The organism is Dyella sp. (genome assembly GCF_036568765.1).
Lineage (GTDB): Bacteria > Pseudomonadota > Gammaproteobacteria > Xanthomonadales > Rhodanobacteraceae > GSA-30.
In genome coordinates, this window is sequence record NZ_DATCRY010000189.1 from 1 (window position 1) to 12444 (window position 12444).

Here is a 12444-nt window from a genome sequence, read left to right on the forward strand (position 1 = left end):
TGTAAGCCCCGCGCAGCGCGCGCAGGCGCAGCACATGCTCGATGCCGTCGGCCAGACCCGATGGATCGATGACGAACAGCTGATGGATACCGTCACCGGCCTGTCCGGTTCCGGCCCAGCCTATTTTTTTGCCTTGGTCGAGGCCCTGGAAGATGCCGCCGTGGCGCAGGGACTTCCGCGCGAGGTGGCGCGCACATTGGCCGCCCAGACCTGTCTGGGTGCGGGGCGCATGATGGTGGAAAGCGGCGAGGATCCCGCCGTGCTACGCCAGCGCGTGACCTCCCCCAATGGCACCACCCAGGCAGCGCTCGATAGTTTCGCCGCCGACGGCCTGGCGCGAGTCGCCGCGCGCGCCGTCGCTGCCGCTACCCGCCGCGGCCAAGACATGGCCGCCGCGCTGGACAAGGAGCTGGGCGCGTGAGCTACCTGACCAATGCCATCCTGTTCCTGCTGGAAATTGTCTTCAGCGCCGCGGTAACCCTGATCGTCCTGCGCTTGCTCGCCGAAGCCTGCCGCGCCGACTTCAACAATCCGCTCAGTCAGTTCATCTATCGCTATACCAATCCGGTGCTGTCGCCGATCCGGCGGATCATTCCCAATTGGCGTCGAATCAACCTCGCTGCCGTGCTGATCGCATGGCTGCTGATGCTGCTCAAGCAGTTGCTGTTTTTCGTCCTGCAGGGCCGCATCCCCGGCATCGCTGGCCTGCTGGTGCTTTCGCTGGCCGATCTGCTCGATTTTGTCCTGGTGTTCTACCTGGTACTGATCTTCGTCTGGTCACTGATGAGCTTGTTCCAGGTCGATCGCTACCATCCGGTGCTTCGCCTCATGGGCAGCCTGATCGAACCGGTGTTGCGCCCGGTACGCGGTCGCCTGGTCGCCGGCGGCCTGGACTTCGGCCCTTGGGCCGTGATGATCGTGCTGGTGCTGTTACGGCTTCTTGTGGTTGCGCCGTTAACCGGTTTCGGTATGCAATTAGCTGTTTCCGGTTAACGATTCAAAACCGCACAAGCACAAGGGGCATTGACGTATGTCGGGTATGGCATGGATGGTATTGGCCGGTGTTCTGGCTGCGACGGGCGCGGACGATTCGGCGCAAACCATCGTGGAAGGCAAGCTCACGGTATCCGACGGCAGCGAACGGCCCGCGCAACTGGTCGTGATGTGCACGCCCGGCTCGGCCGGCGTGCTTTCGTTACAGTTGCAACTGCTCGATGTCCGTCGGCTCAATTTTGACCTGGACGGTTTCGACGGCTTGCCTACCGCCAGCCAAAGCGGCAGTCGGCGCGGCAAGCCGGCAGCCGCCACCAACAACACGCATCTGCGCGCGGGTGCGCAGGAAGCGGCCGTGGCCACACGTGGCTGGTATGGCGGCGATACGACCAAGGTGCCCTACACCTTCAGCGTGTCGCAGGCCGCCGGGCAAAAGGGCCCGTTGATCGCAATCGTCACGGCACTGAGCACGGCCGGCAATGAATTGGCGTGGACGCAGAACCCGGCGCGCACCAATAGCGGCCAACCGCTGGTCGCGCATTTTGTTCCTGACGTGAACCAGACCTACGCCATCGCGCAAGAGATCAAACCGTGCCTGCCGGTTCCGGAGGCGCCCGCCAAGGCTGGGCGGAAGCGTTCGCGCGCGAAGGGCTGATGGGGCATGGCTCGAGGGAACCTGCAAGACCTCTCCCGATCATCATCCCAGCGCATGCTGGGATCCCGTGCCCGGGCACTTCAACGCGTTAGAAGCACCAGGCCCCGGATCCGCTGAGGCAACGGTGAAAACGAGGTTTTTTAGAGACGCCCATTAGTTGCGGCATTCAGCGCGGCACGGCTCGACTCATCGATGGATGCCGAAAACTAAGCCGGCTGCTTCTCTGCCCAGGCGCGTATGACCGCATGGATGGCATCCAGCCCATCGAACAGCGCAGCCGGCCCTGGCTGCAAGATGAGCGGCGATTTGATCTCATGGAGCTCACCGTCGCGAACCGCGGGAATCGCACCCCAACCAGGGCGGGCAGCAACTTTTTCAGGACGAAAGCGCTTGCCGCACCAGGAACCGAGAATGATGTCCGGCGCCTGTGCAACGACTTCGGTCGGATCGCCCAGGATGCGATGTTTAGCCAATGACTGGCCGGCCTGTTCGGGAAACACGTCATCGCCGCCAGCAATGCGCACCAGCTCGGCTACCCAGCGAATGCCGGTGATCAACGGCTCGTCCCATTCTTCGAAATACACTTTGGGGCGGCGCGGCAACCGCGCGGCGCTGGCCTCGATGGCGGCAATGTGCTGCTCGGCTTTTTGTGCATAAGCCTCAGCCTTTTCCGCCACACCGACCATCGCACCCAGCCGGCGGATGTAGGCGAGAATGCCTGCCACGCTCCGGTGGTTGCTGATCCATACCTCAACGCCGGCCTTGATCAGATCCCTGGCAATGTCGGCCTGGATGTCGGAAAAGCCGATCGCCAGATCGGGCTCGAGCTTGAGGATTTCGCCGATCTTGGCACTGGTGAACGCCGATACTTTGGGCTTTTCCTTGCGCGCACGCGCAGGACGCACGGTGAACCCGGAAATGCCCGCGATCCGGTCCTGCTCGCCCAGTGCGTACAGCACCTCGGTGGGCTCTTCTGTCAGGCAAACGATACGTGTCGGATATGGATCTACTGACAGCATTTCCATCTTTACGCCATAGAGCAAACGAATCTACCCAGATTATAACGTCACGCAAAGAGGACATCCGCCCGAGAGCCCCACTGACAAGGATGGTTCATGAAGTACTACCTGCGCCCACTCAGCTTCTTATTGGCCTGCGCGTTTGCAACGGCTCACGCGACCGAGTTCCGAACCGATTTCGAGTCCGGCAGCATCGGCACCGTCACTCCCCTCGACACCGAAGGGCTGCGATGGCAGCTGGCATTGCGCGACGACAACGACGACGCCAGCCTACCGAACAACTTTCGCACCTGGTGGTATGTACGCGCCCTGGATATAAGCACTACGCAGCCGACCACGCTGTCCTTCACGCGGATTGGCTGGAACTACGATTTCCGCCCTGTTTATTCCTACGACAATAAGCATTGGCAATATTTCGCGGACGACGAGGCGCAGTTCGCACCGGGATGCAACGTCGCCGTTCCAGACAGTTGTCGCATGACGATCACAAAAACCTTCGATCGTCCCGAAGTCTGGATCGCACGTACGTTTCCATACCCTTATTCACAGATGCAGGATTACGTAAACACGTTATTCCGATCGCCTTATGTCTTCCGACGAAACATTGGGATGTCGCCGCTGCTACAGCTACCCATCCCAGCGTTGACGATTTCCGCTCCCAGCCAGCTCCCGCGGCAGCGCGTAGTCATTCATGCTCGCACGCATCCGGCAGAGACGGGACCGTCCTATGTTCTAGAGGGACTGATCGACGCTGCGATCCGTGACGACGAACTGGGACGGCGTTTGCGTTCGCGTTATGTGTTCGAGATCGTGCCGATGCACAACGTCGATGGCGTGCAACTGGGTAACTACCGCACGAATGCGACCAGCCTGAATCTGGAAAACAGATGGTTTGTGGAAAGGTACAACCATCTTCCGCTTTATCTCATGCCAACGGCTCCTTTGGAGAACCGCATTCTCAATCACCAGGTTTTTGCCCCACTAGCGATCGATCAACGCATGCCGACCGTGCTCGCACTGAATCTGCACTCGAGCAACTCCGCACCGAATACCCAGGCGTTTTTCTTTCCGCATTTCGGCAGCGACCCCGTGCGGTACACGCCACAGCAGATCGCGTTATGGCACAAACAGTTGGACTTCATCCGCGGCACTGCCCTCCATTACGACGGCCGAGTCGAACAACCGCCTGCCGATGGCGGCAGCGGCTTTCTCAACTCCTCCTTCATCGAAACGTGGTGGTGGCAGCTTCGCCAGGACCAGGTCAATGCGATCACGCTGGAAACCACTTATGGACGCGCTGGCTTCGATCACTGGATTACCCAGGACGATCTGCGCGAGCTAGGCGTCGCGCTGGCCAAGGCTATCGACGATATGGGCCGACCCGCCATGCGTCTGGCCGATCCTGCACGGGCCAATGATGTCTTCAGGGCGCCTTTCAAGCCGGAGATCTATACGGACGAGCTCGACCACTAAACCGACGCTAGTGTCCTAGCACCGTCACGGTGATCTGCCGCTTGTGCGCGTCGTGACGGTGCTCCCATAAATAGATGCCCTGCCACCGTCCCAACTGCAGCTTGCCGCCATGCACCGGCACGACGAGGCTGACGCCGGTCAGGATGGCTCGCACGTGGGCCGGCATATCGTCCGGCCCTTCGGCGTCGTGGCGATAAATCGGATCGCCGTCGGGTACGGCCCGGGCAAACCATCGCTCCAGATCGCCGCGCACTGCCGGATCGGCATTTTCGCTGATGATCAGCGAGCAGCTCGTATGTTGTACGAAGATGTTGACCAAGCCCGTGTGCACGCCCGCCGCAGCGACCGCGTCGGCCACTTGCTGAGTGACCTCGACAAAGCCACGCCCCAGGCTATGGATCGATATCGATGCCTGGGCGACGTGTTCGACGGGCTTGGCGCGGGTAGTCATGGATAGAGCAGCCGGTGAGTCCAGGTTTGACCATGGCGGTTCCAGCGCACCCGCTCGTGCAGGCGGTATTCGGCGCCGTACCAGAACTCGACCATGTCCGGTTCCACCACATACCCGCCCCAGTGTGGAGGCCGCGTCACGTCGCGCTCGGCGAACTCGTGCTCATAATGGGCTACGCGTTGCTCGAAGGTCGCCCGGTCCGGGAGGGTCTGCGACTGCAGGGAGGCCCAGGCGCCGATCTGGCTCAGCCGTGGACGACTGGCGAAATACGCATCCGATTCGTGCTCCTGCAACTTGCGGGTGGTGCCCTCGATACGAACCTGCACGCCGTCGCGCAGCGCCTTCCAATGGAAGCACAGCGCGGCTTGCGGGTGTTCCGTCAACTGCTGGGCCTTGTCGCTGCCATAGTTGGTAAAAAAACGGAAGCCGCGCTCATCGACGCCTTTCAGCAGTACGATGCGCGAACTGATGCGACCATCGGCATCGACGGTCGCCAGGGTCATGGCGGTGGGTTCGCGCTCGCCTGCCTGGCCGGCTTCGTCGAGCAGTCGCTGGAAACTACCGAGAATTTCTTGATTGAGCATGGCGTTATAAGGAACTGAAACTCTTGATTCGTGGCCGTCTCGCGCCATCATGGCGCGCATGAATATCGATGCTAGCACGCAGAATTCGGCACTGGCCGAACACCTGCTCGACCAGTATGCCGGCCGCATAGCACGAGCCCGGCGGCCTTACCTCCTGGGCCTCTCGGGCCTGCAGGGCAGTGGCAAGAGCACCCTGGCTCGGGAAATGAAGGCGCAGGCCGAGGCTCGCGGCTGGCCGACCGAAGTGCTTTCCCTGGACGATTTCTACTACTCGCGCAGCGAACGCGAGGCGCTGGCGCATCAGATCCATCCGCTGCTGAAGACCCGCGGCGTGCCCGGCACCCACGAAATCGAACTCCTGATGTCGGTGCTGGCCGCACTGCCGCATGCGTCGGAAAAGCTACCGGTGAGCTATCCGCGGTTCGACAAGGGACGAGATACCCGGGTTCCGCCTTCGCGCTGGCCCAAGGTGACGCGAGCGCCGAAGCTGATCGTCCTGGAGGGCTGGGCGCTGGGGATTCGTCCGCAGCTGCAGGCCGCTCTGGATATCCCGGTCAATGCGCTCGAACGCGAGGAGGACCCGGAAGGCATCTGGCGCCACTGGGTCAACAAGCAATTACGCGGCTACCAGCCGCTATGGCGCAAGCTGGATGCGCTTATCGTGCTGCAAGCGCCCAGCTGGGACATTGTCCGGCAGTGGCGCAGCCAGCAAGAAGAAGAACTGCTGGCCCGGCACGCCCCGCTAGCTATGGACGCCAAAGCGATGGTGCGTTTCCTGGCTCACTATGAGCGGCTTAGCCGGCATGCTTTAAAGAGCTTGCCTGCGCTAGCCGACAGCACGGTCGAATACGACACCCAACGTCATGTTACTGGCGTAACGCACAACTAGCGTGCCTAGGCCGAGCATTTGAAGGCCTTCGATGGCATATACGCCGCACCGACCAACGCGCCAATCCGCGTTGGGCGCTCCCCGCCGGCAGCCCTGCGACAAAATCACCGGCACCGCCGATCCAGCCGACGCCATCTTCGAGCTCGTCGGGCTGACGATCCTTGCACCGGGCTGGGGTACACCGCTGCCGGCCGACGCCCAAAATCTCAAACCTTAGCCAACGGGTTCAACCCATACGGCCGTGCCATAAGCCAGGACCTCGGTCACGCCTTCGGCGACATCGTTGGCATCGTAACGCATCGCGACCACCGCATTGGCGCCGTGCTCGGCTGCGTGCTGCAGCATGAGCTCAAAAGCCTCCTCCCGCGCCTTTTCGCACAATTCGGTGTAGATGGTGATGTTGCCGCCGACCAGGGTCTGCAATGCCGCGCCGAGATTGCCGATTACGCTGCGCGAGCGCACGGTGATGCCGCGCACAATGCCAACCGGACGGACGATGCGAAAGCCGGGAATCTCGTTGCCGGTGCTGACCAGGTGCGGCTGAATACGCAAAGACATGGGGCAAGCGCTCCTTGTTGGGAATGGACATCGTATACGCCGGCCACACGGCAGTCGCCATGTGTCTTCCGTGCTACGTGCTCTCCTGACGCAACAGTGCGGCGTAGCCCGCGCGCGCATCCGGCCAGTTCGGCGCGAAACCGCTTGCGCGCAGAAGCGCGTTGCTGAGCCGCTTGCTGCCGACACCCGCCGGTGCCGGGCCATCGGGCGGCCGAGGCACACCCATCCGATCGGCCAGAAAGCCGTAGAGCACATCCAGCGGTAACGGTGTGTCGTCCACACCGAGATAAAGCGGCAAGACCTCATTTCGCATCAGCAAGTGAACGATGGCGGCTGCCGCGTCGTCGACATGGATGCGATTGGCCCAATGCGGCACCTCGCGCGGCGCCTTCGCTTGGCCCTGCCGCAGACGGTCGATCAGGTGCAAACGCCCTGGGCCGTAAATGCCCGCAAGCCTTAACGTCACCGCCTCAGGCACATGTGCCGCCAACCAACGTTCCGCCTCCAACAGCACGCGACCGTTGAAGCCGGGCGGGTCGGGCGGCGTGCTTTCGTCGACCCATGCATCACCATGCTCCCCGTACACCGCGCTGGACGAGACAAATACGATGCGGCGGCAAGCGGCGCGATCCAACGCGTCGAGCAGGTGCCCAAGCCCATCGAGAAATACTGCCCTGTAGCTTGCCTCGGTGCGCGCGTCCGGTGCGGGCGAGAACACGACCCGGGTAATTCCGGAGGGCAGGCGCAGGCTGGAGGGGTCGGCCAGGTCGCCCTGGAGCCACGATAGCGAACGGTCGCCGGCGGGCGGGTGCCGGCGCAAGGCTAGGACACGCGCGCCAGCGGCGGAAAGACGTTGCGCCACACGCTGTCCCAAATCGCCGCAGCCGGCGATCAGGACGCATTCGCTGCTAAAGTCCACGCAATGAACCCCTCGTGTAATCTCTTCATCGTCGGGCCGACCGGTGCCGGCAAGACCTCGGTCGGCCGACGTCTTGCCTCGCATTATGGGCTGCACTTCATCGATCTCGATCAGGAGATCGAACAACACTGCGGTGTCGATGTGAGCACCGTCTTCGAAATCGAAGGCGAAGCCGGCTTCCGCCTTCGCGAATCGACGCTGCTGGAGGAGTTCAGCCTGCGTCAGGGCATCGTGCTGGCTACCGGCGCCGGTGCCGTGCTGGCGCCGGATAATCGGCGCATTCTGTGCGAGCGCGGCTTTGTCGCCTGGCTCCAGGTCAGCATCGAACAGCAGCTGGATCGTCTCGCACGCGATACCAAGCGGCCGCTGCTGGCCGGGGTGGACCGTCGCGAGCGCCTGGAAAGCATGGCGCGGATCCGCTCAACGCTTTACCACGAGGTAGCCGACCTGGCCGTTCCGGGAGAATCCGAAGGCGTGCCGGCCGCGAGCGAGCGTTGCATCGCCCTGCTCGACCGGTACTGGCAACGCCCGCCGCTTGCGGCCGATGCCGGCAACGGCATGTAACAACCCAACTTTACGATGACCATGTCCGATTCCATCCGCCATATCGACGTCGCACTCGGCGACCGCTCTTACACCGTCTCCATCGGCCCGGGCCTGATCGACGATACCGCACAGTGGCGCAAGGCATTGCGCGGCCGGCACGCGATGGTCATCAGCAACTCGACAGTGGCACCGCTCTATCTGGAACGGGTCACGCGTGGCCTGGATGGGCTGAGCTGGTCTTCGTTCCTGATCGACGATGGCGAGACACACAAGAGCTTCGCCAATGTCGGCCGCGCGCTCGAAGCGCTGGCGCACCTGGGCGCCACACGCGATGCGTGCATTATTGCCCTCGGCGGTGGCGTGGTCGGCGACCTGGCCGGTTTCACCGCGGCCTGCTGGATGCGCGGCATCGACTTCATCCAGATGCCCACCACCCTGCTGGCGATGGTCGACTCCTCGGTCGGCGGCAAGACCGGCGTCAACCTGCCGGCCGGCAAGAATCTGGTCGGTGCGTTCCATCAGCCGCGCGCTGTGATGGCAGACACTCATACGCTCGCCACATTGCCCGAACGCGAGTACCGCGCCGGCCTGGCCGAAGTCATCAAAGGTGCCGCAATCGGCGATCGCGCCTTCTTCGAATGGCTGGAGCGGCATGCCGACGCCCTGGCCGCGCGCGATAGCTACGCCCTTATCGAAGCGATCGCGCGCAAAGTTGCCTATAAGGCCGGCGTGGTGTCGCGCGACGAAACCGAGCAAGGCGAACGCGCCTTGCTCAACCTCGGACATACCTTCGGCCATGCCCTCGAGACGGCGGGCAATTACACCGCCATGCTGCACGGCGAAGCGGTGGCGATGGGCATGCTGTTGGCCGCGCGCCTGTCCGAGCGGCTGGGCATGAGCGAGGCCATCGATACCACGCGCCTGCATGCACTGCTCGAACGGGTCGGCCTGCCCACGACGATCCCCGCCGGAATGCAGGCGGACGTGTTGCTGGCTTTGATGCGCCTGGACAAGAAGACGCTGGCCGGAAGCCTGCGCCTGATCCTGTGGCGCGGCATCGGACGTGCCGAAATCGTCGCTGGCGTGGACGAGGCCGCCGTTACCGCCGTGCTGACCGAAGCCTGCACGCACTGACGGGGCGGCGCGGCGCACAACCGGCTAAACTGTCGACCCTATGCGTATCTATATGCAAACCGTGCCAGGCTCCGCCGAAGCGCCACGCTATGTCCAGATCGCGCTCGAGCAGGATTTGCTCGGCGGATGGACGCTTTACCGCGAAACCGGCACCCAGGGTGGCCGCGCCACACTCAAGCGCGACCAGTTCCTGGAACGCGAAGAAGCGATCGCCGCCTTCGAAAAAGCACGTGACGCACAACTCAAGCGCGGTTTCCGCGTGATGTTCAGCCAGGGCCAGGATGGTCCTTACGGACGGTGATATGACCGCAGTGTTGAAGAACGACCGTTTTTTGCGCGCCCTGCGCCGCGAACCGACCGATACCACGCCCATCTGGGTCATGCGACAAGCCGGGCGTTATCTGCCCGAATATCGCGCTACCCGCGCTCGCGCAGGTAGCTTCATGGCGTTGGCGCAGAACCCAGAGCTGGCCTGCGAGGTGACCTTGCAGCCGCTGCAACGCTTCGAGCTGGACGCCGCAATCTTGTTTTCGGACATCCTCACCGTGCCCGATGCCATGGGTCTGGGGCTGTCTTTCGCCGCCGGCGAAGGTCCGCAGTTCGCCCGTCCCGTGCGCACTCGCGCCGATGTCGAACGACTAGGCGTGCCGGACATGGAGGGCGAGCTGCGCTATGTCATGGATGCGGTCCGGGTTATTCGCAAAGAACTGAATGGGCGCGTGCCATTGATCGGCTTTTCCGGCAGCCCCTGGACTCTGGCCTGCTACATGGTAGAAGGCGAAGGCTCGCGCGATTTCGCCACGCTCAAGGCCATGTGCTGGAACGAGCCGCAGATAGCGCATCATTTGCTGGACGTACTGGCACGCTCCGTGGCCGCCTACCTCTCTGCCCAGGCTGCTGCCGGCGCGCAGGCTTTGATGATCTTCGATACCTGGGGCGGCCTGCTCGGGCCTGCACCTTTTCGCGAATTTTCGCTGCGCTATATGGCGCAGGTAGTCGACGCGCTCAAGGCAGACGCGCATGCTCGTGACCTGCCAGTGATCCTGTTTGCCAAGGGCGCCGCGCAACACTTATCGAACATGGCCGACACGGGCTGCACTGCGCTTGGCGTCGACTGGACCTGCGACTTGGCCGATGCGCGTCGCGCAGTGGCAGACATGGTGGCGCTGCAAGGCAATCTCGATCCGGCAGTACTACGTTCCAATCCGGAAACCATCCGCCGCGAAGCACGCGCCGTACTGGATAGCTATGGCAATTCCCCAGGCCACATCTTCAATCTTGGCCATGGCATTACGCCGGAAGTCGATCCGGAGCACGTCAAGGTGCTGGTCGACGAAGTGCATGCGTATGGGCGTAGTTTGCGCGGCGCAGTTTCTTGAGAAGTGAGCAGGAGGAATGAGGAACAGAGAGGGCGAGCCCCTCCGCTCAGGAGCGCTTTACCCTATTCTCGCCACTAGCCTTCCTCGAGCGTGGCCTCTTATATTTCCCTCTAGCCGGTACTTGGACCGGCCACAGGGGAAAGCATGGAAGACTATTCGCCGTACGAACGGCCCACGAGTGCCGTGGCCGAACAGGAACCCGCGCGACGCTTTCGCGATCCGCAAGGTATGACGCGGTTCTTGCAGCTGATGTTGGTTGTGTATGCCTGCCTCTATGCCGTGTTGGGATTGCTGGACCTGACCGATGTATCTGTCGCTTCGGGTTCATACGTACTGTGGGAATGGCGCAATTGGATGCTCAACCCGCTCTATTTCCATTTGTTTCGCACAGCGAAATTCTTGACGATACCCACGCTGTGCGCCTGGCTATGGCTCGTCGACGCCAACCAGCGGGCACTGCGCCGTCGCTCGGCACATCACTTCATCTTGCTCGTCCTGACCGGCGTGTGCGTCACCAGCCTGGACACTGTTCAAACGCTATTGCAACCCGTACCGGAGTTGCGGGCCATTGCCGCCATCGCCTTGGCTGGTACCGGTTATCTCGCATGGTTTATGTATCACGCACTGCGCAGCACGTCGCCCGATCGGCAAGCGCCGCTTTCTTTTCGCCTTTGGTGCGCGGCTCTGCTGGCCGAAGCGCTGGTGCCCTTATGGTTGAGATGGATCTACACACGTACGAGCGATCCTGACGACATTTATTTGAGCAAGAGCGCCTCCGGACTGTTGACCGCCACGGCCATCCTGATGCTCACCGCTGTCGTGGGCCAACTGGCCCGGCAACAACGGCTCCGCACTCGGCGAGCGCGCGTAGGGTCGATCGGCAACTGACGCGCTTGTATCCATAGGGAGAGCGGCGCATGATTAAATAATCGCCAGTCACAAAAACAGGCGAATTAAACGACCGGTGTTACGCGCCGGCAGGGGACCGACAAAGGGGATGTCGACTATGCAGACGGAAAATCCGTACAGCGCGCCCGACAGCGCGTTGAATGGCAGTGAATTGTTGAACGAAGTAAGCAGCCGTTACCCGTTTCGCCCGGCCGATGCCTTGGCCAAGGGCGTCTATATCGCCGTCGGCGTGCATATTCTTGGATTACTTGCGACGACTGCCGTAACTATTTACGAACGCAATATCCTCGGACAGGTGCAGAGCGGAGCGGCGGCGCTCGAAGCGGTTCGGCTAAGCCTGCTGGCGGGAGACCGTTGGCTGGTGCTCGCCAACGCGCTGCAAATGCTGGCACTGTTGGTGTGCTATGTGATTGGCGGCATGTGGATCTACCGCGCAGCATGCAATGTGCGCTCGCTCGGAGCACGTGGTCTGGACGACAGCCCCGGCTGGGCGGTCGGCTGGTATGCCGTGCCGTTTGCCAATCTGGCCATGCCGTTTCGCGCCATGAAGCAGATCCGGCTAGCGAGCGAATCACCTCACGGGTGGCGCTCGCGCAATACTCCTGTGCTGTTGACTACTTGGTGGACACTGTTCCTGATCAACGGACTGGGCGGTTACGCGGTCGCACGGCTTGGTGCCGAGAAAACGGTCGCGGCTCTTGCAATCATGCAAACCTGGCTGATCGTCTATCACGTGTTCAGCATCCTGGCGGCGGTCTCTTTCATCAAGGTGGTGAGCGAAGTCACCGGGCTGCAAGCCAGCACCCATGCCAATCCGCCATCGGCGCCCGCGGCACTGTCCGACAATCCGTTGTTCGCCAATCCCTAAAGAACCGGGAGTTCTGCACGGAGCGCCACGGCTACGGCCGTGGCGCTCTGTTTTTTGCTCGCCGCAG

The 12444-nt window shown here is 62.3% G+C and carries 16 protein-coding genes; 11 read left to right on the forward strand and 5 right to left on the reverse strand.

The features are described 5' to 3' along the window. From VIM98_RS13070 to VIM98_RS13080, 3 genes are all read left to right on the forward strand, one after another. Positions 1-421, forward strand: a 421-nt coding sequence (locus tag VIM98_RS13070; protein WP_331993550.1) for a pyrroline-5-carboxylate reductase family protein, incomplete at its 5' end; no start/stop codon positions are given. After that, positions 418-993, forward strand: a complete 576-nt coding sequence (locus tag VIM98_RS13075) for a YggT family protein (RefSeq protein WP_331993551.1) — start codon at positions 418-420, stop codon at positions 991-993. The genes VIM98_RS13070 and VIM98_RS13075, both read left to right, overlap by 4 nt. 37 nt (positions 994-1030) lie before the next feature. Beyond that, positions 1031-1648, forward strand: coding sequence for a hypothetical protein (locus tag VIM98_RS13080; protein ID WP_331993552.1), 618 nt, complete (start codon positions 1031-1033; stop codon positions 1646-1648). A gap of 206 nt (positions 1649-1854) precedes the next feature. Here the strand turns inward: VIM98_RS13080 and VIM98_RS13085 are convergent, their stop codons facing one another. Continuing rightward, positions 1855-2673: a cobalamin-binding protein gene (locus VIM98_RS13085; RefSeq protein ID WP_331993553.1), complete on the reverse strand. Its 819-nt coding sequence runs from the start codon at positions 2671-2673 to the stop codon at positions 1855-1857. A gap of 90 nt (positions 2674-2763) precedes the next feature. On the opposite strand from VIM98_RS13085, the gene VIM98_RS13090 reads away from it, so the two are divergent. After that, on the forward strand, positions 2764-4140 hold the full coding sequence (locus tag VIM98_RS13090; RefSeq protein ID WP_331993554.1) for a M14-type cytosolic carboxypeptidase: 1377 nt from the start codon (positions 2764-2766) through the stop codon (positions 4138-4140). A 7-nt stretch (positions 4141-4147) separates the two neighbouring features. Here VIM98_RS13090 and VIM98_RS13095 read toward each other — a convergent pair whose 3' ends face one another. Both VIM98_RS13095 and pdxH read right to left on the reverse strand, forming a co-directional pair. Next, a complete protein-coding gene (locus VIM98_RS13095; protein WP_331993555.1) occupies positions 4148-4591 on the reverse strand; it encodes a secondary thiamine-phosphate synthase enzyme YjbQ in 444 nt (147 codons plus the stop codon). Beyond that, entirely contained in the window at positions 4588-5175 is a 588-nt protein-coding gene (gene pdxH, locus VIM98_RS13100; RefSeq protein WP_331993586.1) for a pyridoxamine 5'-phosphate oxidase, read from the reverse strand. Before pdxH ends, VIM98_RS13095 begins: the two co-directional genes overlap by 4 nt. 58 nt (positions 5176-5233) lie before the next feature. Between pdxH and VIM98_RS13105 the strand changes: the two genes are divergently transcribed. After that, on the forward strand, positions 5234-6064 hold the full coding sequence (locus VIM98_RS13105) for a kinase (protein ID WP_331993556.1): 831 nt from the start codon (positions 5234-5236) through the stop codon (positions 6062-6064). A 213-nt stretch (positions 6065-6277) separates the two neighbouring features. On the opposite strand, the gene VIM98_RS13110 is transcribed toward VIM98_RS13105, so the two are convergent. Beyond that, entirely contained in the window at positions 6278-6622 is a 345-nt protein-coding gene (locus VIM98_RS13110) for a YbjQ family protein (RefSeq protein WP_331993557.1), read from the reverse strand. A 73-nt stretch (positions 6623-6695) separates the two neighbouring features. Further along, positions 6696-7541 (reverse strand): SDR family oxidoreductase, encoded by an 846-nt coding sequence (locus tag VIM98_RS13115; protein ID WP_331993558.1) that lies wholly within the window; start codon positions 7539-7541, stop codon positions 6696-6698. Between the two features lie 3 nt (positions 7542-7544). On the opposite strand from VIM98_RS13115, the gene VIM98_RS13120 reads away from it, so the two are divergent. From VIM98_RS13120 to VIM98_RS13145, 6 genes are all read left to right on the forward strand, one after another. Further along, positions 7545-8105 (forward strand): shikimate kinase, encoded by a 561-nt coding sequence (locus VIM98_RS13120; RefSeq protein WP_331993559.1) that lies wholly within the window; start codon positions 7545-7547, stop codon positions 8103-8105. Positions 8106-8126: 21 nt separating this feature from the next. Next, positions 8127-9221 carry a 3-dehydroquinate synthase gene (gene aroB / locus VIM98_RS13125; protein WP_331993560.1) on the forward strand — a complete coding sequence of 365 codons (1095 nt, stop codon included), beginning with the start codon at positions 8127-8129 and terminating at the stop codon, positions 9219-9221. Between the two features lie 40 nt (positions 9222-9261). Next, positions 9262-9522 (forward strand): WGR domain-containing protein, encoded by a 261-nt coding sequence (locus VIM98_RS13130; protein ID WP_331993561.1) that lies wholly within the window; start codon positions 9262-9264, stop codon positions 9520-9522. A gap of 1 nt (position 9523) precedes the next feature. Further along, complete coding sequence (hemE, locus tag VIM98_RS13135) at positions 9524-10600, forward strand: uroporphyrinogen decarboxylase (protein ID WP_331993562.1); 1077 nt, start codon at positions 9524-9526, stop codon at positions 10598-10600. 144 nt (positions 10601-10744) lie between these two features. Next, positions 10745-11488 (forward strand): hypothetical protein, encoded by a 744-nt coding sequence (locus VIM98_RS13140; RefSeq protein ID WP_331993563.1) that lies wholly within the window; start codon positions 10745-10747, stop codon positions 11486-11488. 118 nt (positions 11489-11606) lie between these two features. Next, positions 11607-12377 (forward strand): DUF4328 domain-containing protein, encoded by a 771-nt coding sequence (locus tag VIM98_RS13145; protein ID WP_331993564.1) that lies wholly within the window; start codon positions 11607-11609, stop codon positions 12375-12377. Positions 12378-12444: the final 67 nt, after the last annotated feature.